This is a genomic window from Enterobacter cloacae complex sp. P15RS, from assembly GCF_014895905.1.
Taxonomy (GTDB): Bacteria; Pseudomonadota; Gammaproteobacteria; order Enterobacterales; family Enterobacteriaceae; genus Enterobacter; species Enterobacter quasihormaechei.
Genome location: NZ_JADBQL010000009.1, coordinates 12,386 through 36,817 on the forward strand (window position 1 = coordinate 12,386; position 24,432 = coordinate 36,817).

The window sequence follows — 24,432 nt, forward strand, 5'->3', positions numbered from 1 at the left end:
GGTGCGTGTTTAGGATGTAATGTCTTCAGTCACGTAGGTGCCGCTCTTCACGGCGTGACGTCGCCAGAGCAGTAACATGAGCGTAGAGATGGCGGCGCCAACCAGCGCGGCGCCAAACCAGCCCGCAGCGGCCATCACGCCACCCAGCCCGGCATCATGCAGTAAGAAGAGAGAGAAAATGCCCGCTCCCGGGGTGGAAAGCCCAATCCCCATCGCCCCGACAATCGCGCCGGTCGCCATTGATCCCAGAACGAATGAGCCGATGACCCGCAGCGGATCCTCGATAGCCATCGGAATTGCCCCCTCGGTGATGCCCGCCAGCCCCAGCAGCCAGGTGGATTTGCCGGTCTCAATTTCGAACTGTTTAAACAGGCTCGGAGCCAGCATCGTTGACGCCGTCACGGTAAAGGCCGATACCATTTTGACGGAGGCAAAGATCGCATAAGGACCGTAGACGCCGTTGGCCATCGCCCCCAGGCAGAACGCGTAAGAGGCTTTGTTGACCGGGCCGCCCAGATCGAACGAGCACATAAAGCCCAGAATCGCGCCCAGAAGCAGCGCGTTCGCGCCGGACAGCCCGTTAAGCCAGGCTGTCAGGGCGTTATTGATCCAGGCCACCGGTTCGCCAATTACAAACAGCATCAGGCTGCCTGCACCCAGCACGCCCATCACCGGATAGAGATAAAAGGTCAGAAAGCCGTTGTAGCGGCTGCTCAGCCGGATGTGGTTTTTCACCCAGCGCATCAGGTAACCCGCAATCAGCCCGCCGACGATGGCCCCCAGAAAACCGGAACCAATCATATTGGCGGCCAGACCCGCAGCAAAACCCGGCGTAAGCGCAGGTTTATCCGCCAGCGAGTAAGCGGTATAGGCCGCGAGAACAGGAACCATCAGAATACCGAGCATCCCGCCGCCCAGTTTGCGGTACATCCACAGCCACGAGTTTTCCTGATCGAACAGATGCTGCAAGCCCAGGATTTGCGCCAGCAGTACCGACACGGCCAGCACCGTGCCGCCAGCGACAATCAGCGGCACCGCAAAGGAGATGCCGCTGAGAAGCGCCTGCTTAAGTTCGGTTTTAACGCGCTTTTTGGTGTCTGTGTCGACATGCGCAGGGCGCGCATCGGATACTGGCTCTAGCGCCAGCGCGCGCTCAATAAGCGCTTCCGCATGACGTAAGGGTTCAGCTACGGGTACGGAAAGGGTGGGGATCCCCTGAAAGCGTTCGCTCTCTTTGATCGCCACTTCCGCCGCGAAGATACACGCTTTGGCTTCCCGCAGCTGCTGAGCGGTAATGCGCCCCTCAACGCCGTTCGCCCCCTGCTTCTCGACCACCACATTGACGCCGAGCTTACGTCCCGCTTTTTCGAGATATTCTGCGGCCATATAGGTATGGGCGATCCCGGCCGGACAGGCGGTTACGCAGACAACCGTCGGGGCGTCGGTCAAACGCGCGCTTTCCTCTGGCTGCGGCGCATCGTCCAGGGCAGCAAGCAGCGCGTCCGCGGTGGTGGCGCTCATGACGCGCGCGCGAAGCGCATCGTCCGCCAGACGGGTGGTGAGCGCGGTTAATAGCTGCATGTGCGTCGATCCCGCTTCGGCTGGCGGAATGGCGAGCAGAAAAATCAGCTCCACGCGTTCGGGGCCATCCACCCCCTCCCACTCCAGCGGATCGGCGAGCGTCGCCACGGCAAACGCAGCCCTGCTCACGGCCACGGATTTTCCGTGCGGAACGGCAAGCCCCTCTCCCAGCGCCGTCGGCCCCTGGGCCTCACGCTGGTGGACATCACGCAAAAAAAGCGCCAGATCGGAGACTGCGCCACACCGGGCCAGCCTGCCGGCCAGCGCGTCTATGGCCTCATCGCGACTGCGGAATCGCGCGTTCAGGCAGAGCGCATCTGGATGCGTTAACGCCGTCAGGTTCATCATTATGGTTACTCCCGTAAACAGACTGGCGAGAGTATCGCAGAGCAAATAAGACGATTATGTGATCATTTTCATGTTTAGCGATCATTTGTATTCAATTTGTATTATTTACAATTTCATCCGCCGAGGCATAATCGTCATCAATGGTATTAACGGAACAAGACAACGGGCGTGCATGAGCGGAAAACCGAAATATCGTCAGATCGCGGATACCCTGCGGGATCAGATCCAGCAGGGTGTGCTGGCCGCCGGGGACGCGCTGCCGACCGAATCCGCGCTCCAGGCCACCTACGGCGTGAGCCGCGTAACCGTTCGGCAGGCCCTGAAGTTGTTGACCGAGCAGGGCATCGTGGAGAGCGTTCAGGGCAGCGGCACCTACGTTAAAGAGGAACGGGTTAATTACGACATCTACCAGCTCACCAGCTTTTACGAAAAGCTGGCGGACAGACGCGTGGAAACCCACAGCGACGTGCGGGTGTTCGAAGTGATTAAAGCCGATGCGGCGCTGGCGGCAACGATGGCGCTCGCCGAAGGCGATAAGGTCTGGCACGTTAAGCGCGTCCGCTTTATCAAGCAAAAGCCAGTTACGCTGGAAGAGACGTGGATGCCGCTGGCGCTTTTCCCCGATCTCACCTGGGAAGTGATGGAAAACTCCAAGTACCACTACATTGAGCAGATAAAGAAGATGGTCATTGACCGGAGCGAGCAGGAGATCGTCGCGGTAAACCCTACGCCAGAAACCATCGAGGCACTGGGAATCGATCCTTCCCGCCCGATCCTTGAAAAAATCTCCCGCGGCTTTCTTAATGACGGGACGCTGTTTGAGTACAGCCGCAACAGCTTTAAAAGCGACGACTATCGCTTCACCTTAATTGCCCGGCGCCATCATTAAGAGGCGATGTCCTAATAGCTTCGCGTTAGGATATCGCTGACATTTAATTATTTGCCATTGCATTTCGTGGTTTATTGTAAAAATGCATTTTCCGGCTATTTATTTTATGAATAGAATTCTGTGCAGAGCATCACATTTATTTTTCGACGCGCGACACCATCAGCGCGCGCATCCCTTGTGGTGGCTGTTTCGCCAGCCTCATACAAATAATCAATAATTACCGTCACTTTTGTTTTTATTTCCGCCGATTTATAGTAGCTGCGGATATAATTTGTCTTTTCCGAATCTGCTATGCCGCACTCTTAGCGTGAGATTTATCACCTAAGGATGCAGGATATGAAACCGACTCTGATTGCAGTTAGTCTTTTCACGCTGTTCGCTTTTCAGGCCAGCGCGAGCGACAGCGCCCCCAGCCCTTCTGCCTATACGAAAGAGCGCAATGCCGCCGTCTATAAAACGCTGGACTTCACCGACCAGCAGGGTATCGCTGACGCGAAACGTGGATTTATCGCCACGCTCACCGCGCCGGTAATTAAAACCGACGGCGGCAAAACCGTAATGAATATTGACGGCTGGTCTTTCCTCAAGGGGGAAGCCCCGGCAACGGTTAACCCTTCTTTATGGCGCCACGCCCAGCTCAACAATATTTCCGGGTTATTTAAAGTCACCGATAAAATGTATCAGGTGCGCGGGCTGGATATTTCCAACATGACCATTGTTGAAGGCGACAGCGGCATTATTATTATCGATCCGCTGGTGGCGACCGATACCGCCCGTGCAGCGCTTGAGCTTTATTATCAGCACCGTCCGAAAAAGCCTGTTGTTGCCGTCATTTATACGCATAGCCATGTGGATCATTTCGGCGGCGTGAAGGGCGTCGTTTCCGAGAGCGACGTGAAGAGCGGCAAGGTGAAAATCTACGCGCCGGATGGATTCATGGAGGAAGCCACCAGCGAAAACCTGCTGGCGGGAAACGCGATGAGCCGCCGGGCGCTCTATATGTACGGCATGATGCTGAAACCCGGGCCAGAAGGCCATGTGGATAACGGCATGGGCAAATCGCTGGCAACCGGCAAAAACAGCTTAATCGCTCCGACGTATATCGTGAATAAATCCGGCGACCGGGTGAACATAGACGGTATTGATATAGAGTTCCTGCTGGTTCCCGGTACGGAGGCACCGTCCGAGATGATGATGTGGTTCCCGCAGTTCAACGTGCTGGACACCACGGAGTTGCTGAACCCCAGCATGCACAACCTCTATACCCTGCGGGGCGCCAAGGCGCGTAGCGCGGTGAACTGGTGGAAAGCGCTGGACAAAGCGCTCGTCACCTACGGCGATAAAGCGCAAATCACCATCAGCCAGCACCTCTGGCCTATGTGGGACAACGCCCGCATCAGGAAGTACATGGGCGACCAGCGCGACATGTATAAATACCTGAACGATCAGGTGCTTAATCTGATCAACAAGGGCTATACCATGGATGAAATCGCCGAGACCATCCGCCTGCCGGACAGCCTCGCGAAAAACTGGGCCAACCAGGGCTACTACGGCACGGTCAGCCACAATGCCAAAGGCATGTACATGTATTACATGGGCTGGTACGACAGTAACCCCGCTAACCTGAATCCTCTCCCCGAAAAAGAGGCCGCGCCTAAATACATTCACCTGATGGGCGGTGAGAAGCAGGTCTACCAGCAGGCGCAGCAGGCGGTGAACAGCGGAGACTATCGCTGGGCCGCACAGCTTCTTAACCATCTGATTTTCGCCAACCCGGAGAACAAGCAGGCTAAGGCGCTACAGGCGGACGTCTTCTCCCAGCTCGGCTGGCAGAGCGAGAACGCGCTCTGGCGCAATGAGTACCTGAGCGGCGCGAAAGAGCTGCGCGACGGCGTTCCGGTTATCCCGGCCGGGTCGACAATGGACAGCGATCTCACCGCCAGCATTGCCCCTGAAGCCCTGCTTGATTATATGGGCGTGGCGCTTAACGGGCCGAAGGCCAACGGCAAACAGCTGCGCTTCAACTGGACGCTGCCTGACGGCGACAAGTGGGGGATCGCGCTTAACAACAGCGTCATCATGTACCACAAGGATCTCCCCTTCAGCGACCCTGACTTCAGCGTGAAGACCAGCGTGGCCGGGATGTCCCATTTGATAAACCACCAGCAGCCGCTGGACAAGAGTATCGCTGATGGCGAGCTCAGCGTCGACGGCAGCACCCAGAAGCTGAAGGAGCTGCTGGACCTGCTGGATACCTTCCCGCAGATGTTCAACATCGTCACCCCCTGACCCTTGCCCGCCCCTGCCCGCGCGGTCGGGGCGTTTATTGCAAAAACATAACGGGACAATGTTATGCAAAAATCTGAACGTCATCTCGTGGTGGCCATTATCGTTCTGATCGCAGGCCTGCTGCTGGTTTTGTTGCCGCTGTACGTGCGGGCCGATAACGCCCGCGACTGGCAAAACCTGCCGAAGGACACCAATCTCATCTTCGGCTATTACAACAATGTTCATACCAATACCTCGCTCGATGGAAACCTTCCCGCCGATGGCGCCAGCGTGGACGCAGACGTGTACGTTTTACGCTACGCGCATTCGTTCGATATCGACGGACGCGTTTCAGCGATACAGGTCATCCAGCCCTACGCCAGCGTGACGGCCTCGCTGGATAATGCCAACTACCTTACCGGTTCGCTCAGTCATGAAAACCTCGGCGATACCCAGGTGGTCTTTGCCCATAACCTGTTCGGCGGCCCGGCGCTCAGCGTGGAGGAATTTAAGCGCTGGCAGCCGGAGATGTTCCTGACGGGCGCGCTCTGGCTCACCCTTCCCACGGGAGACTATGACAGCGATAACGCGATCAACATCGGCGCGAACCGCTGGGCCTTTAAGCCCGAGCTGGCGTTCGGCGTGCCGCTCGGCCCGACCTGGCTGGAGCTCAACAGCTGGGTCAGTTTCTTCACCGACAATAATGACTACCAGCAAAACAGCCGCCTGGAACAGCGCCCGCTCTACACCCTCGAAGGCCACTGGAGCTATACCCTCTCGCCCGCGCTCTGGCTCTCGCTGGACTCCAGCTGGACGAAAGGCGGCGAAACCCGCGTTGACGGAACGTTGCAGGACGACGAGCAGGAGAACGTGCTGCTTGGCGGCTCTCTTGGCTTCATGCTGAGCCCGCGTTTTGGGGGGATGATCGCCTACACCGACACCACGCATCAGCGGGATGGCTCGCCGGACGTCACCACCTGGTCATTCCGTCTGCAATATCTATGGTAAGGAGGACAACATGCGAAACCGTTTACTGTTACCCGGCCTGATGATGCTGATGCCGGCTCTCGGCCACGCCGCGGTAGAGGATGCCATTGAAAAAGCCACCAACCCGTTACACCTTTCGACCTCCGTTGCGCTTCAGGATTACTACACGCCTGAGCTTTACAACAGCGATCGGCATCTCAACGATACGCTCTTCCGCGCAACCGTTCCGTTAGCCGCCAACGACTGGGTACCCGTGCCGCAGATCCTTCGCTTAACCGTTCCGATGGCAACCCGCCCACAGCCGCAGGGCTATAAGACCGGGCCTGGCGATATCAACTTATTTGATATTTTCCTGCTCAAACAGGAGGGGGTAAAAATTGGCGTGGGGCCGCTCATCACGGCAGACTCCGCCAGCGATGACGCGCTGGGCAGCGGCAAATGGCAGGGCGGGCTCTCTGCCGTTGCGATCAAATCCACCCCCGGCTGGATGGCGGGCACGCTGGTGCAATGGCAGAAAAGCTTTGCCGGAGACGACGCGCGCGACGACGTAGAGACCGCGACGTTCCAGCCGATCTTTATCTATAAGTTTCAGGGCGGCTGGTACTTGCGCAGCTCGGGCATCTGGACCTGGGATCGGGAGTCGGATGATTATTACATTCCGGTTGGCATTGGCGGCGGGCGCGCCTGGGGAGTGGGAGGAAAAGTGGTCAGCGCCTTTATCGAGCCACAGTGGACGGTTGCGCACGACGGGGACAATCTGCCGAAATTCACCCTCTATGCCGGTTTAAGCGTCGTCATGTAAAAAAAAGGCCGCTATTCAGCGGCCAACCATGTCGAAACGGACATTTTTATACTTTAACGCTCCCCATCCGGGGAGCAGAGAGGATTTACTTAATGATGGATTTCAGCGCTTCGCCGATATCCGCCAGGCTGCGAACGGTCTTCACGCCTGCGGCTTCCAGCGCGGCAAACTTCTCATCCGCCGTACCTTTACCGCCAGCGATGATCGCGCCCGCGTGACCCATACGCTTGCCTTTCGGCGCGGTCACACCCGCGATGTAACCCACTACCGGCTTGGTGACGTGATCTTTGATGTAAGCCGCCGCTTCTTCTTCGGCGCTACCGCCGATCTCGCCGATCATCACGATCGCTTCGGTCTGCGGATCTTCCTGGAACAGCTTCAGGATGTCGATGAAGTTAGAGCCCGGGATCGGGTCACCGCCGATGCCTACACAGGTAGACTGGCCGAAACCGTAGTCGGTAGTCTGCTTAACCGCTTCATAGGTCAGGGTACCGGAACGGGACACGATGCCCACTTTACCCGGCTTGTGAATGTGGCCCGGCATGATGCCGATTTTGCATTCGCCCGGGGTGATCACGCCTGGGCAGTTCGGGCCGATCATGCGCACGCCCGCTTCATCCAGCTTCACCTTCACGGTCAGCATATCCAGCGTCGGGATACCTTCGGTGATGGTGATGATCAGTTTGATGCCTGCGTCGATCGCTTCCAGAATGGAGTCTTTGCAGAACGGCGCCGGAACGTAGATCACGGTCGCGGTTGCGCCGGTCGCTTCTACGGCTTCACGCACGGTGTTGAACACCGGCAGGCCCAGGTGCGTGGTGCCGCCTTTACCTGGCGTTACGCCGCCAACCATCTGCGTGCCGTAGGCAATCGCCTGTTCGGAGTGGAAAGTCCCCTGGCTACCGGTGAAGCCCTGGCAGATAACCTTGGTATCTTTATTAATTAAAACGGACATTATTTCCCCTCCACTGCGGCAACAACCTGCTGAGCTGCATCCGTCAGACTTTTCGCTGCAATAATATTCAGGCCGCTGTCAGCCAGTTTTTTCGCGCCGAGTTCAGCGTTGTTTCCTTCCAGACGGACAACAACCGGAACGTTAACGCCCACTTCTTCTACCGCACCGATGATACCGTCGGCGATCAGGTCGCAACGGACGATACCGCCGAAGATGTTAACCAGAACGGCTTTAACGTTGCTGTCAGAGAGAATGATTTTGAACGCTTCGGTTACGCGCTCTTTGGTTGCGCCACCGCCCACGTCGAGGAAGTTCGCCGGCTCGCCGCCGTGCAGCTTAACGATGTCCATGGTGCCCATCGCCAGGCCCGCACCGTTAACCATGCAGCCGATGTTGCCATCCAGCGCCACGTAGTTCAGTTCCCACTGTGCAGCCTGCGCTTCACGCGGATCTTCCTGAGACTGGTCGCGCATTTCGCGCAGATCGGACTGGCGGAACAGCGCGTTGCCGTCAGCGCCCAGCTTGCCGTCGAGGCAGATCAGGTCGCCCTGGGTGGTGATCACCAGCGGGTTGATCTCGATCAGCGCCAGATCGCGCTCCAGGAAGATGGTTGCCAGACCCATGAAGATCTTGGTGAACTGCTGAACCAGCTTACCTTCCAGACCCAGCTTGAACGCCAGCTCGCGACCCTGGTAAGGCATTGGGCCCGCCAGCGGATCGATAGCCACTTTGTGGATCAGGTGCGGGGTTTCTTCCGCCACTTTTTCAATTTCCACGCCGCCTTCGGTAGACGCCATGAACACCACGCGACGGGAGCTACGGTCTACAACTGCGCCCAGGTACAGCTCTTTCGCGATATCGGTCGCCGCTTCCACCAGGATCTGGTTAACCGGCTGGCCGTTCGCGTCTGTCTGGTAGGTTACCAGACGCTTGCCGAGCCAATGTTCAGCAAACGCACGGATCTCTTCTTTGCTCTTAACGACCTTCACACCGCCCGCTTTACCACGGCCACCAGCGTGAACCTGACATTTAACTACCCACGGGCCGGAACCGATTTTAGACGCGGCTTCTTCTGCTTCACGCGGGGTAGTACAGGCATAACCCACCGGAGCCGGTAAGCCATACCGGGCAAACAGCTGTTTGGCCTGATATTCATGTAAGTTCATGTGTTCTATCCATCCTTCAGGGTAATCGTTATCTTCAAACCTGTAGACCGGCGCGGTCTGTGCGCCGGATAGCGCTACGCTTATCCGGCCTACAGGGCAGGTGATGCTAAATAGTCACTAGACGTCCAGCAGCAGACGTGTTGGATCTTCCAGCAGCTCTTTAATCGCGACCAGGAAGCCCACGGACTCGCGGCCGTCGATCAGGCGGTGATCGTAAGAGAGTGCCAGGTACATCATCGGCAGGATCTCCACTTTACCGTCTACCGCCATCGGGCGATCTTTAATGGCGTGCATACCCAGGATCGCGCTCTGCGGCGGGTTGATGATCGGGGTAGACATCAGCGAGCCGAATACGCCGCCGTTGGTAATGGTGAAGTTACCGCCGGTCAGGTCTTCTACGGTCAGCTTGCCGTCGCGGCCTTTCACGGCCAGCTCTTTGATTTTCTTCTCGATGTCAGCCATGCCCAGGGTATCCACATCACGCAGAACTGGCGTTACCAGGCCGCGCGGGGTAGAAACCGCCATGCTGACGTCGAAGTAGTTGTGGTAAACCACGTCATCGCCGTCGATAGACGCGTTCACTTCCGGGTAGCGTTTCAGCGCTTCAACCACCGCCTTCACGTAGAAGGACATGAAGCCCAGACGGATACCGTGACGTTTTTCAAACGCGTCACCGTACTGCTTGCGCAGGTCCATGATAGGTTTCATGTTGACTTCGTTGAAGGTGGTCAGCATCGCGGTGGAGTTTTTCGCTTCCAGCAGGCGCTCGGCCACGCGCTTGCGCAGGCGGGTCATCGGCACGCGTTTTTCGCTACGTGCGCCAAGCTGAGGCTGTGCCGCTGGCGCTGCCGCAGGCGCTTTGGCTTCGGCTTTCGCCTCAGAAGGCGCTTTAGCCAGATGCTTGTCGATGTCTTCGCGCGTCAGACGGCCACCCACGCCGGTGCCTTTGATGGCTGCCGGGTCAAGGCTGTGTTCAGCCAGCAGACGACGGATCGCCGGGCTGAGGGCGTCGTTAGACTGTTCTTCCAGAGAAGCCTGCTGGCGCTGGGCCGGGGTAGACGCTTTCTCTTCAGATTTAGCGCTGGACTCTTTGCCCGCGCTATTGCCTTCACGCAGGCGACCCAGGATCTGACGAGAGGTGACGGTCGTACCTTCATCTTCCAGGACTGCATCCAGAATGCCATCCGCTGAAGCCGGTACTTCCAGTACCACTTTGTCAGTTTCGATTTCTACCAGCACTTCGTCGCGGGTTACCGCGTCGCCTGGTTTTTTGTGCCAGGTGGCGACGGTTGCATCTGCTACGGACTCAGGCAGGTCGGGAACAAGAATATCTACGCTACTCATTATGTATCCTTTAATTAATCGACGTTCAGCGCGTCATTGACCAGATCTTGTTGCTGCTTCTGGTGAACGGACATATACCCTACCGCCGGAGAGGCGGAGGCCGGGCGACCTGCATAACGCAGAGCAGACCCAAATGGAATCACTTCACGGAAATGATGCTGGCTGCAATACCATGCGCCCTGGTTAAGCGGCTCTTCCTGGCACCAGACAAAATCATGAACGTGAGCGTACTGTTTCAGCACTTCCTGCATCGCCTGATGCGGGAACGGATAAAGCTGTTCGATACGCACAATGGCGACATCTTTCTGATCGTTCTTACGGCGCTGTTCCAGCAGGTCGTAATAAACCTTACCAGAACACATTACGACACGCTTAACGGCCTGCGGATCCAGCTCGTCAATTTCAGCGATGGCCGGCAGGAAGGTGCCGTTTGCCAGCTCTTCCAGGCTGGAAACCGCCAGCGGATGGCGCAGCAGTGATTTTGGTGACATGACCACCAGCGGACGGCGCATACCGCGCAGCGCCTGACGACGCAGCATGTGGTAGACCTGAGCCGGGGTGGACGGCACGCAAACCTGCATGTTCTGCTCAGCGCAGAGTTGCAGGTAACGCTCCAGACGCGCGGAGGAGTGCTCCGGTCCTTGTCCTTCGTAACCGTGCGGCAACAGCATCACCAGGCCGCACATACGGCCCCACTTCTGCTCGCCGGAGGAGATGAACTGGTCGATAACAACCTGTGCGCCGTTGGCGAAGTCACCGAACTGCGCTTCCCAGATGGTCAGGGTGCGAGGTTCTGCGGTGGCATAGCCGTATTCAAAGGCCAGAACCGCTTCTTCTGACAGCACGGAGTCCCAGACCTTGAACTGGCCCTGACCGTTATGCACGTGCTGAAGCGGGGTATAGGTTGAACCGTTAGACTGATTGTGTACCACCGCGTGACGGTGGAAGAAGGTGCCGCGGCCCGCATCTTCACCGGACAGACGAACCGGAATGCCTTCGTCTACCAGCGTCGCATAAGCCAGCGTTTCCGCGCCGCCCCAGTCGAACAGCTTCTCGCCCGCCGCCATTGCCTGGCGGTCGCCGTAGATTTTGGCCACGCGAGACTGCATCTCGATCGCTTCCGGCACGGTGCTGATGCGTTTAGCCAGCTCCTGCAAACGCTTCATTTCGACCTTGTTCGGGTAGCTCTCATCCCACTCGTGGTTGAGGTACGGCGACCAGGTGAAGGAGTGCATGTTCATTGGGCGCAGCTCTTTCACTACGCATTCACCCGCATCCAGCGCGTCGCGGTAGAGGTTGACCATCTCGGTCGCATCTTCCAGCGTCGCCACTTTTTCGCTTTCCAGCTTGTCAGCGTAGATTTTACGCGGCGTCGGGTGTTTTTTGATTTTCTGGTACATCAGCGGCTGGGTTGCACTTGGCTCATCCGCTTCGTTGTGGCCGTGACGGCGATAGCAGAAGAGGTCAATGAACACATCGCGCTTGAAGGTGTTACGGAAGTCCAGCGCCAGACGGGTAACGAAAGCAACGGCTTCCGGGTCATCCGCGTTAACGTGGAAAATTGGCGCCTGAACCATTTTACCGATGTCGGTGCAGTACGGGGTAGAACGCGCATCCAGCGGGTTAGAGGTGGTGAAGCCCACCTGGTTGTTGATCACGATGCGAACGGTACCGCCCACTTCATAACCACGCGCTTTCGACATGTTCAGGGTTTCCTGAACCACGCCCTGCCCTGTGACCGCCGCATCACCGTGAATGGTGATTGGCAGCACTTTATTGCTGCTCGGCTCGTCCAGACGATCCAGACGCGCGCGAACGGAACCGATAACCACCGGGCTGACGATTTCCAGATGCGACGGGTTAAACGCCAACGCCAGGTGAACCTGACCGCCCTCGGTTTCGATATCCGAGGAGAAGCCCATGTGGTACTTCACGTCACCGGTGCCGAGGTGCTCTTTGTGTTTACCCGCGAACTCGTCGAACAGATCCTGCGGTTTTTTACCCAGCACGTTCACCAGCACGTTCAGACGACCACGGTGCGCCATGCCCAGCACCACTTCGCGCGTGCCGCTCTTGCCGGCATGACGAATCAGCTCTTTCAGCATCGGGACTAACGCATCGCCGCCTTCCAGTGAGAAGCGTTTCGCGCCCGGGAATTTCGCGCCCAGATAGCGCTCAAGGCCTTCCGCTGCGGTCAGTTCGTTCAGGAAACGTTTTTTCTCATCTGCTGAGAAATTCGCGTGGCCTGCCACGGATTCGATACGCTGCTGGATCCAGCGTTTCTCTTCGGTGGAGGTAATGTGCATATATTCCGCGCCGATGGAGCCGCAGTAGGTTTGCTTGAGCGCGTCAATCAGATCGCCCAGCTTCATCGTGTCTTTGCCGATAGCAAAAGAACCTACGTTAAAGCTTTCCTGGAAATCGGCCTCGGTCAGATCGTGATAGGCCGGATCGAGATCCGCCACACGTTCCTGCTGCCACAGTCCCAGCGGATCGAGATTCGCATGCTGGTGACCACGGAAGCGATAAGCGTTGATAAGTTGCAGGACTTTAACCTGCTTCGCATTGGTGTCAGGGTCGGAAATCGCAGAAGAGTAACGTGAGGCATCCTTCGCCAGACGACGGAAATAATCACGTGTTTTTGAATGGAATTGATCCGGTTTGACCCCTGTACCAGGCAACTGCTGGAACATGGAACGCCAGTTTGCGTCCACTGAGTCAGGATCGGTTAAGAAGTCTTCATAGAGCTGTTCTATCCAGCTCTGGTTTGAACCAGAGAGGTAAGAAGAGTCCAGCCAGGCTTTCATTGCGCCGTTCTGCATCGTGATCCCTTAAGCATTTTTATGCTTACTTTCGCCGTAGAAACTACCACGCACACACCGTGTACGTGCCGGGGTTCACCTGCGAGCTCTTTTCATTTGGCCCGCGAAGGAACCTTTAGAAACTGTCTAAACTTCAGGGCAGTTTTTAAAGGTTTCTGCAATCTGTCCGCTGGCGCTGCACTTACCGGGCCTACCGTCTCGTAGGCCGGATAAGCGCAGCGCCATCCGGCGTTGTTACTTACGCACTGCGTTGCAATAGCATCGACTTAATATGGCCGATAGCGCGCGTCGGGTTCAGCCCCTTAGGACACACACTGACGCAGTTCATGATGCTATGGCAGCGGAATACGCTGAAAGCGTCACTTAAACCTTCCAGACGGTTCTCGGTTTCGGTATCGCGGCTGTCGATCAGGAAGCGATAGGCAGCCAGCAGACCCGCAGGGCCGATAAATTTGTCCGGGTTCCACCAGAATGACGGACACGACGTTGAACAACATGCACAGAGAATACACTCATACAATCCATCAAGTTTTTCACGCTGCTCAGGAGACTGTAAATGCTCACGAGCGGGTGGATTTTGCCCATTATTCAATAAGTAAGGCTTAATCTTCTCATATTGTGCATAGAATTGTCCCATATCCACCACCAAATCACGCACGACCGGCAGGCCAGGCAGAGGACGGATAACAATTTTCTGGCCAGGACGGTTTAGCGCTGAAATTGGCGTGATGCAGGCCAGGCCGTTTTTGCCGTTCATGTTCACACCGTCAGAGCCACATACCCCTTCACGGCAGGAGCGGCGGAACGACAGCGTAGGATCTTGTTCTTTCAGCTGGATTAACGCATCCAGCAGCATCATGTCACGACCTTCTTCCGCTTCGAGGGTGTAATCCTGCATACGCGGAGCATCGTCTACATCCGGGTTATAACGATAAACTGAGAATTCGAGTTTCATTATCCTGTCTCCGCATTAGTAAGTACGAATCTTCGGCGGGAACGCCGGACGCAGTTTCGGTTCCATGTTAACGCTACGGCGCGTCATGGTTTCCGACTCTGGCAGATACAGGGAATGGCACAGCCAGTTTTCGTCATCACGATCCGGGAAGTCGAAGCGGCTATGCGCGCCACGGCTTTCGGTACGGAAGTTTGCCGACATGGCGGTTGCGAATGCGGTTTCCATCAGGTTATCCAGCTCCAGGCATTCGACGCGCTGGGTGTTGAACTCGCTGGAGGTGTCGTCCAGACGGGCATTCTTCAGACGCTCGCGAATCGCTTTCAGCTGCTCAAGCCCTTTGGCCATTGCATCACCTTCACGGAATACCGAGAAGTTGTGCTGCATACATTCCTGCAACGCCTTACGGATTTCCACCGGATCTTCGCCGTTACGGTTGCCGTTCCAGCGGTTGAGGCGTTCAAGAGAGGCGTCGATTTCGTCGTCGGTTGCATCACGCAGCGCGCCCTGCTCGGCGATGGACTCCTGAAGATGCAGACCCACCGCACGACCAAATACCACCAGGTCCAGCAGGGAGTTGCCGCCCAGACGGTTTGCGCCGTGAACGGATACGCAGGCGATTTCGCCTACCGCGAACAGGCCAGGAATGACCACGTCTTCGCCCTGCTCGTTCACGGTCAGCGCCTGACCGGTCACTTTGGTCGGGATACCGCCCATCATGTAGTGGCAGGTTGGGATAACCGGAATTGGCTCTTTCACCGGATCGACGTGGGCGAAGGTGCGGGACAGCTCCAGGATGCCCGGCAGGCGGGATTCCAGCACCTCTTTACCCAGATGGTCGAGCTTCAGCTTCGCGTGTGGACCCCATGGGCCATCGCAGCCGCGGCCTTCACGGATTTCGATCATGATGGAACGCGCCACCACGTCGCGACCCGCCAGGTCTTTCGCGTTTGGCGCATAACGCTCCATGAAGCGCTCGCCGTGTTTGTTCAGCAGATAGCCACCTTCACCGCGGCAGCCTTCGGTGACCAGCACGCCCGCGCCGGCAATACCGGTTGGGTGGAACTGCCACATCTCCATGTCCTGCACCGGCACGCCGGCGCGAATAGCCATACCGACGCCGTCACCGGTGTTGATGTGGGCGTTAGTGGTGGACTGATAAATACGGCCTGCGCCGCCGGTCGCCAGCACGGTCGCGCGGGCTTTGAAGTAAACCACTTCACCGGTTTCGATGCACAGTGCGGTACACCCCACCACGGCGCCATCGGCGTTTTTCACCAGATCCAGCGCATACCACTCGGAGAAGATGGTGGTATGGTTTTTCAGGTTCTGCTGGTACAGCGTGTGCAGCAACGCGTGACCGGTACGGTCAGCCGCCGCCGCGGTGCGTGCCGCCTGCTCGCCGCCGAAGTTTTTCGACTGGCCGCCAAACGGACGCTGATAGATGGTACCGTTTTCCAGACGGGAGAACGGCAGACCCATATGGTCCAGCTCCAGAATCGCTTCCGGGCCGGTTTTACACATATATTCGATGGCATCCTGGTCGCCGATGTAATCGGAACCTTTTACCGTGTCGTACATGTGCCATTCCCAGTTATCTTCATGGGAGTTACCCAGCGCTACGGTGATACCGCCTTGCGCAGACACAGTGTGGGAACGGGTCGGGAATACTTTAGAGAGCAGCGCACAGGTCTGGCCGCTCTGGGAAATTTGCAGTGCGGCGCGCATACCTGCGCCACCCGCACCAATCACAACAGCATCAAATTCTCTGACTGGCAGTTTCATTACACACCCCACACCACAACAAATCCATAAATGACGTAAACCAGCAGAGCAACAACAATAATCAGTTGCAGCGGAAGGCGAATCGCCAGCGGTTTAACGTAATCGGTCAACACCTGCCACATGCCGATCCAGGCATGAATAAGGATGGAGAACAGGGCCAGCAGGGTGAACACTTTGGTGAAGGCCGATCCGAAGAAACCACTCCAGATTTCCCACGTCAGCGTCCCGCTGGTCGCGAAGAAACCGATCATATAGATGATGTAAAGCGTGAGGACGATGGCGGTAGCGCGGACCAGAATGAAGTCATGTACGCCGTTGCGTCCTAATGCGGAGGCGTTGCTTACCATACGAGAACTCCTGCGAGAAGTGAAAGCACGACAGTGATCACAAATGAAATGTTCGCGGTACGTTTCCCGGCCTCGAACGTCTCTTCCAGATAGCCAAAGTCCATCAGCATGTGGCGTACGCCGCCAACAACGTGATAGGCCAGCGCGGTCAGAATGCCCCACATGATAAATTTCACGAAGAAGCTGTTCATGATGGCCGAGGCCTGGAGGAATCCTTCAGGAGAGGAGAGGCTGGTTCCCAGTAACCACAACAAAATACCGACCGCCACAAACGTAATCACACCAGAAACGCGGTGCAGAATGGACGCTATTGCTGTTACAGGGAATCGGATCGTTTTCAGATCCAGATTGACAGGTCTTTGTTTTTTCACATTTCTTATCATGAATAACGCCCACATGCTGTTCTTATTGTTTCCTTCCTCCGGACTGCGATGCGGGTCAGACAGCGTTCCTTTTCTATAACTGCGCGTCATGCAAAACATTGCTTCCAAATGCTAAAACGACACGTTACAACGCTGGGTGGCTCGGGATTGCAGGGTGTTCCGGAGACCTGGCGGCAGTATAGGCCGTTCACAAAATCATTACAATTAACCTACATACAGTTTGTTGGGTTTTCTCTGGAACAGTGATCGGGGTCACGATAACAACATCTTTTTAAATTTTAATCATCTGATTTGACAAATGTTAAACAATATTGTTACAAACGTCATCAGAAAAGGCATATAATGCGCAAAAGTTATGAGGTCTCTCTTTCACCTGACAAATAGTTATGTAACAGTGTGATGGTATTGACCGAAGTTATCAGGACAGTTATTAGTGATATACAGGTTTGAATAATTCGGACTGCAAAAACGCTGATTTGCTGTTGTTTCACTGATATTTCATTCGTTTACCTGCAAGGCGCCATAGCTCTGTACCCTGGTTTCTCCTCGTGAGCTGAGCGGTAAGCCAAATAACAATCTGGTAACGGTGATTAACAGCTGAAGGCAAATCCGGTGAAAAGCAGTCTTAAGCATAAGGCGCTAAGGAGACCGTAAATGGCTGATACAAAGGCAAAACTCACCCTAAATGGTGATGATGCTATTGAACTGGATGTGCTAAAAGGCACGCTCGGTCAGGATGTTATTGATATCCGTACGCTGGGTTCCAAAGGGGTATTCACCTTTGACCCTGGATTCACCTCCACCGCATCTTGCGAATCCAAAATCACCTACATTGACGGTGACGAAGGTATCCTGCTCCATCGCGGCTTCCCCATCGATCAGTTAGCCACCGAATCCAACTATCTGGAAGTGTGCTACATCCTGCTGAACGGCGAAAAACCGACGCAGGCGCAGTACGATGAATTCAAAACCACCGTGACCCGTCACACCATGATCCATGAGCAGATTACCCGTCTGTTCCATGCGTTCCGTCGTGACTCTCACCCGATGGCGGTCATGTGCGGTATCACCGGTGCGCTGGCGGCGTTCTATCACGATTCTCTGGACGTGAATAACCCACGTCATCGTGATATCGCGGCGTTCCGTCTGCTCTCCAAAATGCCGACCATGGCGGCGATGTGTTACAAATACTCCATCGGCCAGCCGTTTGTGTATCCGCGTAACGACCTCTCCTACGCCGGCAACTTCCTGCGCATGATGTTCTCCACGCCGTGCGAAGAGTATGAAGTGAACCCGGTGCTGGAACGCGCCATGGACCGTATTCTGATCCTGCACGCTGACCACGAGCAGAACGCGTCAACGTCTACCGTTCGTACCGCAGGCTCTTCGGGCGCGAACCCGTTCGCCTGTATCGCTGCGGGTATCGCCTCCCTGTGGGGACCGGCGCACGGCGGCGCGAACGAAGCGGCGCTGAAGATGCTGGAAGAGATCAGCTCTGTGGAGCACATTCCAGAGTTCGTACGTCGTGCGAAAGACAAGAATGACTCCTTCCGTCTGATGGGCTTCGGTCACCGTGTTTACAAAAACTACGACCCGCGCGCGACCGTTATGCGTGAGACCTGCCACGAAGTGCTGAAAGAGCTGGGCACCAAAGACGATCTGCTGGAAGTGGCGATGGAGCTGGAACACATCGCACTGAACGACCCGTACTTCATCGAGAAGAAACTCTACCCGAACGTCGATTTCTACTCTGGCATTATTCTGAAAGCGATGGGCATTCCGTCTTCCATGTTCACCGTGATCTTCGCCATGGCGCGTACCGTGGGCTGGATTGCGCACTGGAACGAAATGCACAGCGAAGGCATGAAAATCGCCCGTCCTCGTCAGCTGTACACTGGCTACGAGCAGCGTGATTTTAAGTCTGACATTAAGCGCTAATAAACACGCCCGGCGGCGCTTCGCTTGCCGGGCCTACAAGTGCGAAATGTAGGCCGGGTAAGGCGTAGCCGCCACCCGGCTTTTTTACATCTGGCACCGGGGACACCAGTAAAACGGTCTGGAAGAGATCGTAGCCTTCTCAATCACTCCGCCGCACCGCTCGCACTTTTTCCCCGCCCGATGGAACACCTTAAAGCGGAACAGCGCCCCGTGATGCTTGTTTTCATCTACGATGCCGCGCGTATTGTACGACAGCCGCGGAATGTCCAGCAGCGCGTGCGACAGCGCCTCCAGCTTTTCATCGCTCAGCTGCGACGCCTTGCGCTGCGGCGCCAGCCCCACTTCCCAGAGGATCTCCACCCGCAGGTAGTTTCCCAGACCGGCAAGAAACGCCTGATCGAGCAACAGCCCGGAAAACTGGCGGTTGCGGAACTGGGGAGATAATAGCCGGGCTTTAACATCGCTCGCCGTCAGGCGCATGTCCAGCACGTCCGGCCCGACGCGCTGTAAGAACGGATGCGTCAGCAGCTGCTCCGGCGTTAACATTTCGATATCAGAGGCGCTGTAGAGCAGGATCGCCTTATCCGCCGTTTGTAACCGGACGCGCAGCACGCGCGTCGTTTGCGGCTGCTCGTCCGCCTCCACCACGCGCCAGACGCCGTAAAGCTGATTATGGCTATATAACGTCAGGTTATGGGAAAAGTGCGTGAGCAACGCTTTGCCGCGCGTTTCAATGTGGGTCACCGTCTGTCCCACAAGCTCTGTTTCAAACGGTTTTAGTTGAGGAAAGGCAAACCAGACATCGGTCAGAGGTTTACCCTTTATCGCCGCCTCCAGGCTATCCGCCGCGCGGCGGATCTCCGGACCTTCAGGCATGTTATTGTCCTTTTATCATCAATCTGCGCTGACGAGAATGCCCTCTTCAGAGAACGCCGCCCGCAGGCGTCGCGCAAACTGGAGCGCATGCTCCCCGTCGCCGTGTAAACACACCGTATCGGCCTGAACATTTGCGGATGTTCCATCCACGGCGGTCACCCGCCCGGCGCGCACCATCTCCAGCGTCTGCGCCAGCGCTTTATTTTCGTCGGTAATCAGCGCACCGGCCTGCGTGCGCGGCACCAGGCTGCCGTCCGGCATGTATCCCCGATCGGCAAAGACTTCCTGCCGCGTCGACAGCCCCAGCCGCTCTCCGGCACGAATAAGCTCGCTACCCGCCAGGCCAACCAGAATCAGCTGCGGATTGCAGTCCCGCACCGCGCGGGCTATCGCCTCCGCCAGCGCCGGATCTTTCGCCGCCTGGTTATAGAGCATGCCGTGCGGCTTGACGTGACGCAGCACGCCATGCTCAGCGCCTACTATCGCCTCCAGCGCGCCGATCTGGTAGAGCACCTGAGCGTAGACCGTCTCCGGCGGGAGATCCATCGCCGTACGGCCAAAGTTCTCCCGGTCGGGAAAGCTGGGGTGAGCGCCAATCGCCACGCCGTTTTTCATAGCATTGCGTACGCTTTCCAGCATGGTCTGCGCATCGCCGGCATGAAAACCGCAGGCGATGTTGACCGAGGAGACCAGCGTCATCAGCGCCGTATCAGCGCTGCTGCCCTCCCCCAGATCGGCGTTTAAATCAATCTTTACCATCGAGCCTCCACGCCAGCTGTTCGAGATAGCGCTGCCGATCCTGCCGGGCCTTTAGCGCCTCCTCCAGCGTACACTGCACAAAATGAATCGGCTGGCCGAGAGGGATTTGCGCCAGATGGTAGCGATCCGCTTCGATAATGCAGGCAATACGCGGATAGCCGCCGGTGGTTTGCGCGTCGTTCATCAGTACGATGGGCTGCCCGTTGCCCGGCACCTGGATCACCCCCGGCAGCAGCCCATGAGACAGCAGCTCCCGGTCAGTCGTGCGGGTCAGCGGTTGCCCCTGAAGCCGATAACCCATACGGTTACTCTGCGGGCTGATCTTCCACGGCGAGCGCCAGAAAGACTCTTTTGAGGCTTCATCAAACTCCTGATATTCCGGTCCCGGCAAGGCGCGGATCACGTTCCCCCACAGCAACTGCTTGACGCCCTGCGTGGTGGTGAAATGGCGCGCTGAGGGCTTAATCGCCAGACGATCGCCGTCGCGCAGCAGCCGTCCTTCATGACCGCCCATTCCCGCTTTCTGGTCAGTGCTGGATGAGCCCAACACCTCCGGCACGTCGATGCCCCCCGCCACGGCAAGATAGCTACGCACGCCGTGCAGAGGACGCTTAAGCGTCAGACGCTGCCCGGCTTTCGCCCGCAATCGCCAGCCGGTCCACACCGCTTTGCCGTCCAGCGTTGCGTCACAGCCCGCGCCGGTTAAGGCAAACCAGGTTTCCTCACCAAACTCAATAACGCACTGGCCCAGCGTAATTTCTAACGCCGCCGTGCTGCCTGGGTTGCCTACCAGCAGGTTGGCAATCTCCAGCGAAGGACGATCGAGCGCGCCGCAGTAGCTCACGCCGGACTGACGCAGGCCAAAACGGCCAGCATCCTGTACTGAGGTGTAAAGTCCTGCACGAATAAGCGTTAACATACCCCCTCCTTCTGCGGGATAAAGCGCAGGGTGTCACCGGGACGCAGGAGTATGGGCGCGTCATGGCCGGGTTCAAATAACGGCGTGGACGTGTGCCCGATAAGCTGCCAGCCGCCCGGCGAAGCGAGCGGGTAAATTCCCGTTTGTTCGCCACCAATCGCCACGCTGCCCGCCGGTACGCTCAGGCGCGGCTCAGCCCGGCGCGGGGTGTGTAGCTGGGGCGATAACCCGCCAAGATAGGGGAAGCCCGGCTGGAAACCTAAAAACCAGACAACATAGTCGACTGAGCTGTGCAGCTCGACGACCTGCTTTTCCGTTAATCCACAGTGTTCCGCCACCACGCCAAGGTCAGGGCCACTTTTGCCGCCATAGACAACCGGGATCTCAATCGCCCGCGATTCCGGCTCCAGCGCCTCGCTCTCCTCCCACCAGCGTTGCAGACGCTCAATGGCATCCAGCGCCCCGGTGTGCGGATCGCGTAGCACCACGGTGATATTATTCATACCCGGAATAGCTTCAACCACGCCGGGTAGCTCGGGCAGTCGCTGAGCCAGGCGCCAGATACGCTTTTGCGTGGCAAGCGTCACCGGAGGCTCAAGCTCCAGAACTACCGCGGTTTCACCCAGAAGATAACAACGCGCTCGCTGCACTTAACTACCTCTCATCAGGCCGGATTAGGGATATCAATAAACGTCACATCCAGATCGGTATTTTCTGTCAGCCACTCGCTGAGGGCGCGGATGCCGCCGCGCTCGGTGGCATGATGGCCTGCCGCGTAAAAATGCAGGCCTTGTTCACGCGCAGAATGAATGGTCTGCTCGGAGACTTCGCCGGTAATAAACGCATCGACACCGAAGCGTGCCGCACTGTCAATAAAGCCCTGACCGCCGCCGGTGCACCATGCTACGCGCTTCACGGTGTTCGGCCCGGTGTCGCCGCACCACAGCGGACGACGCCCCAGGCGCGCTTCGATCCACGAGGCCAGCTCCAGCCCCGGTACCGGCATCGACAGCTCGCCCCACGGCACCAGGGGTTCAATTTCCCCCATCACGGTAATCCCCAACAGCTGCGCAAGCTGGACGTTATTACCCAGTTCAGGATGCGCGTCGAGCGGCAGGTGGTACCCGTACAGGTTGATGTCATTCGCCAGCAGCGTTTTGAGGCGGTTGCGCTTCATGCCGCGAATAATCGGCGATTCGTTTTTCCAGAAGTAACCGTGATGGACGATCACCGCATCGGCTTCCTGACGCACCGCCTCATCCAGCAGCGCCTGGCTTGCCGTCACGCCGGTGATGATTTTTTGCACCGTGTCGCGTCCCTCAACCTGCAAGCCATTCGGGCCGTAGTCGCTAAACGAGGCGGTGTTAAGTTTTTCGTTAATCAGGCGTTCCAGTTCACTGTTTTTCATCATCACTCTCTCAAGCTTTTCGGGCGGCTTCGTACGCCGCCAGCGTGGCGACGCGCGCCTGTTTATGGTCGACAATCGGACGGGGATAGTTCAGGGTAACGCGCTGTTTATCCGCCCATGTCCAGGGTTCATGAATGGCTTTGGCGGGGACATCCTTAAGCTCAGGTAGCCAGCGACGGATAAACTCGCCGTCAGCATCAAATCGTTGTCCCTGCGTGGTCGGATTAAAGATTCGAAAATAGGGAGCCGCATCCGTTCCGGTGGAGGCCGCCCACTGCCAGCCGCCGTTATTCGCCGCCAGATCGCCATCGATCAGCTGAGACATAAAATAACGCTCTCCGGTTCGCCAGTCGATAAGCAGATCCTTCACCAGGAAGCTGGCGGTAATCATTCGCAGACGGTTATGCATCCACCCGGTTTCATTGAGCTGCCGCATAGCCGCATCAACAATCGGGAAGCCGGTGAGTCCACGCTGCCATGCCTGAAGCAGCTTATCATTCGACTGCCACTGTACCTGTTCGGTCCAACGAATGAAGGGACGATGTTTACATAAATCAGGATGATACGTCATCAGGTGACGGTAAAACTCACGCCAAATCAGTTCGTTCAGCCACACAGCACCCGCGCCCCCGTCAAGCGCCTGAGGCTGTTCCGCCAGCAGCCGATGCAAACACTGGCGCGGAGAGAGCACGCCCAGCGCTAAACAGGCCGACAGGCGGCTGGTGCCTTCAATCGCTGGAAAATCCCGACGCGCCTCGTATTGTGCCGCCCCCTGCTTGCAGAACTGACGCAACTGGGCAATAGCCGCTTTCTCGCTGGCGGGGAATAACGCTTCATCGAACGACTGCTGAGGATAATTCACTGTGATTTCAGGCAGACCTGTTATCGTATCCCCTCTCACGGCTGGCGCGGAAACGCACTCGGGTAGCCCCTCTTTCAGGCGCTTGATAAACGCATTTTTAAACGGCGTGAAAACTTTATACATCTCGTGATTGCCGGTCATCACGCTGCCCGGCGCGAGCATCACGCTGTCATCAAAGCCTTCACAAACCACGCCCGTAAGGGTTTTCTCCAGCTGACGGTCGCGCTGCTGCTCGTTAAATTCGTACTGGTAGTTGTAAAAAAGACGCGTTACCGCGTGCTGCTTACAGATTGCCTGCACCGTCTGAAGCTGTGCGGCAAAATCGTTCACCTCTTCATAGATAAGCGGGATGCCTTTTTCGGCCAGTGAATGTTGCAGGTCATTCAAATACGCGCTGAGCAAAGACGCTTGCCGGGGCGCCATATCATGCTGCTGCCACTGCTCTGGCGTGGCGATAAACAGGGCCAGCACATTCGCGTCTTTGGCGCGGCAGGCCGCCGCGAGAGCGATGTTGTCGTGAATGCGTAAATCCGCGCGAAACCAAACCAGATGGGTGGGCATAAAACTCCTGGCAATTGTCCATTATGTCCGTAAGGGCATGCCGTAAAAGGAAAAAGGCATGCATTGAACTACTTTGCCATGAAGTGTAGACGGGATGAAATAAAAAAGGCCGCCCGAGGCGGCCTTAACGCTACTTGTCCTGCGCTATCGAGGTAAAGGCAACAAACACATCTGGTTTATCACTCTTTACAACGAGTACGCTGGCGACAATGAACGCAATACATAAATAGCGTTTCACTATGCGGTCCCTGCTGCTAACCGCTCCACCTATCACCACCGGTGATAAATCGGTGGACACAAGCCCGGGTAGGCGGGCTGCTTTACGGCTATGGATACACCTTTCCCAGGACCGATGCCCATTTGCGAGATGGCGGAAAGGGACGTGGCATCATAATTAACACCAACGCCAAAAGTAAGTTATTTAAATAAAATTAGGAATTTATAAAGGTGAAGTGGATTGCGAATTTTTCAAAGAAGGGT

Annotated in this window: 20 protein-coding genes; 5 read left to right on the forward strand and 15 right to left on the reverse strand. The window is 56.8% G+C overall.

All coding sequences use genetic code 11. The features are described 5' to 3' along the window. Positions 1 to 9 precede the first annotated feature (9 nt). Complete coding sequence (gene mngA / locus IM267_RS06175) at positions 10 to 1,926, reverse strand: PTS 2-O-a-mannosyl-D-glycerate transporter subunit IIABC (protein WP_193033026.1); 1,917 nt, start codon at positions 1,924 to 1,926, stop codon at positions 10 to 12. Positions 1,927 to 2,101: 175 nt separating this feature from the next. Here mngA and IM267_RS06180 point away from each other — a divergent pair, with 175 nt between their 5' ends. From IM267_RS06180 to IM267_RS06195, 4 genes are all read left to right on the forward strand, one after another. Then, a complete protein-coding gene (locus IM267_RS06180) occupies positions 2,102 to 2,818 on the forward strand; it encodes a GntR family transcriptional regulator (RefSeq protein ID WP_063866117.1) in 717 nt (238 codons plus the stop codon). Between the two features lie 336 nt (positions 2,819 to 3,154). Continuing rightward, entirely contained in the window at positions 3,155 to 5,107 is a 1,953-nt protein-coding gene (locus IM267_RS06185) for an alkyl/aryl-sulfatase (RefSeq protein ID WP_193033016.1), read from the forward strand. A gap of 63 nt (positions 5,108 to 5,170) precedes the next feature. Further along, complete coding sequence (locus IM267_RS06190) at positions 5,171 to 6,094, forward strand: transporter (RefSeq protein ID WP_193033017.1); 924 nt, start codon at positions 5,171 to 5,173, stop codon at positions 6,092 to 6,094. A 10-nt stretch (positions 6,095 to 6,104) separates the two neighbouring features. Further along, positions 6,105 to 6,875, forward strand: coding sequence for a hypothetical protein (locus IM267_RS06195; protein ID WP_193033018.1), 771 nt, complete (start codon positions 6,105 to 6,107; stop codon positions 6,873 to 6,875). An 85-nt stretch (positions 6,876 to 6,960) separates the two neighbouring features. Here IM267_RS06195 and sucD read toward each other — a convergent pair whose 3' ends face one another. The 8 genes from sucD to sdhC form a co-directional block, all read right to left on the reverse strand. Next, positions 6,961 to 7,830 (reverse strand): succinate--CoA ligase subunit alpha, encoded by an 870-nt coding sequence (gene sucD / locus IM267_RS06200; protein WP_006809578.1) that lies wholly within the window; start codon positions 7,828 to 7,830, stop codon positions 6,961 to 6,963. Then, complete coding sequence (gene sucC / locus IM267_RS06205; RefSeq protein WP_017384968.1) at positions 7,830 to 8,996, reverse strand: ADP-forming succinate--CoA ligase subunit beta; 1,167 nt, start codon at positions 8,994 to 8,996, stop codon at positions 7,830 to 7,832. Before sucC ends, sucD begins: the two co-directional genes overlap by 1 nt. A gap of 117 nt (positions 8,997 to 9,113) precedes the next feature. After that, positions 9,114 to 10,340, reverse strand: a complete 1,227-nt coding sequence (gene odhB / locus IM267_RS06210) for a 2-oxoglutarate dehydrogenase complex dihydrolipoyllysine-residue succinyltransferase (RefSeq protein WP_063866113.1) — start codon at positions 10,338 to 10,340, stop codon at positions 9,114 to 9,116. A gap of 14 nt (positions 10,341 to 10,354) precedes the next feature. Next, the gene (gene sucA, locus IM267_RS06215) at positions 10,355 to 13,162 is read right to left on the reverse strand and encodes a 2-oxoglutarate dehydrogenase E1 component (protein ID WP_193033019.1); all 2,808 of its coding nucleotides are present in this window, start codon (positions 13,160 to 13,162) and stop codon (positions 10,355 to 10,357) included. A gap of 238 nt (positions 13,163 to 13,400) precedes the next feature. Then, complete coding sequence (gene sdhB / locus IM267_RS06220) at positions 13,401 to 14,117, reverse strand: succinate dehydrogenase iron-sulfur subunit SdhB (protein ID WP_063866112.1); 717 nt, start codon at positions 14,115 to 14,117, stop codon at positions 13,401 to 13,403. 15 nt (positions 14,118 to 14,132) lie between these two features. Further along, positions 14,133 to 15,899, reverse strand: a complete 1,767-nt coding sequence (sdhA, locus tag IM267_RS06225; RefSeq protein WP_003858619.1) for a succinate dehydrogenase flavoprotein subunit — start codon at positions 15,897 to 15,899, stop codon at positions 14,133 to 14,135. Next, a complete protein-coding gene (gene sdhD / locus IM267_RS06230; protein WP_003858621.1) occupies positions 15,899 to 16,246 on the reverse strand; it encodes a succinate dehydrogenase membrane anchor subunit in 348 nt (115 codons plus the stop codon). Before sdhD ends, sdhA begins: the two co-directional genes overlap by 1 nt. Continuing rightward, positions 16,240 to 16,644, reverse strand: a complete 405-nt coding sequence (sdhC, locus tag IM267_RS06235) for a succinate dehydrogenase cytochrome b556 subunit (RefSeq protein WP_026080740.1) — start codon at positions 16,642 to 16,644, stop codon at positions 16,240 to 16,242. Before sdhC ends, sdhD begins: the two co-directional genes overlap by 7 nt. A 639-nt stretch (positions 16,645 to 17,283) precedes the next feature. Between sdhC and IM267_RS06240 the strand changes: the two genes are divergently transcribed. Further along, positions 17,284 to 18,567, forward strand: a complete 1,284-nt coding sequence (locus tag IM267_RS06240; protein ID WP_006809584.1) for a citrate synthase — start codon at positions 17,284 to 17,286, stop codon at positions 18,565 to 18,567. 84 nt (positions 18,568 to 18,651) lie between these two features. On the opposite strand, the gene nei is transcribed toward IM267_RS06240, so the two are convergent. The 6 genes from nei to phrB are packed head-to-tail and all read right to left on the reverse strand — an operon-like array spanning position 18,652 to position 23,952. After that, a complete protein-coding gene (gene nei / locus IM267_RS06245) occupies positions 18,652 to 19,443 on the reverse strand; it encodes an endonuclease VIII (protein WP_107534935.1) in 792 nt (263 codons plus the stop codon). Between the two features lie 18 nt (positions 19,444 to 19,461). Beyond that, complete coding sequence (gene pxpA / locus IM267_RS06250) at positions 19,462 to 20,202, reverse strand: 5-oxoprolinase subunit PxpA (RefSeq protein ID WP_112792598.1); 741 nt, start codon at positions 20,200 to 20,202, stop codon at positions 19,462 to 19,464. Next, on the reverse strand, positions 20,189 to 21,121 hold the full coding sequence (gene pxpC / locus IM267_RS06255) for a 5-oxoprolinase subunit PxpC (RefSeq protein WP_112792599.1): 933 nt from the start codon (positions 21,119 to 21,121) through the stop codon (positions 20,189 to 20,191). The genes pxpA and pxpC overlap by 14 nt, the downstream gene beginning before the upstream one ends. Further along, positions 21,115 to 21,771 carry a 5-oxoprolinase subunit PxpB gene (gene pxpB / locus IM267_RS06260; RefSeq protein ID WP_064910817.1) on the reverse strand — a complete coding sequence of 219 codons (657 nt, stop codon included), beginning with the start codon at positions 21,769 to 21,771 and terminating at the stop codon, positions 21,115 to 21,117. Before pxpB ends, pxpC begins: the two co-directional genes overlap by 7 nt. Positions 21,772 to 21,785: 14 nt before the next feature. Beyond that, positions 21,786 to 22,529, reverse strand: coding sequence for a type 2 GTP cyclohydrolase I (locus tag IM267_RS06265; RefSeq protein ID WP_193033027.1), 744 nt, complete (start codon positions 22,527 to 22,529; stop codon positions 21,786 to 21,788). Between the two features lie 10 nt (positions 22,530 to 22,539). Then, positions 22,540 to 23,952, reverse strand: coding sequence for a deoxyribodipyrimidine photo-lyase (phrB, locus tag IM267_RS06270; RefSeq protein WP_193033020.1), 1,413 nt, complete (start codon positions 23,950 to 23,952; stop codon positions 22,540 to 22,542). Positions 23,953 to 24,432: the final 480 nt, after the last annotated feature.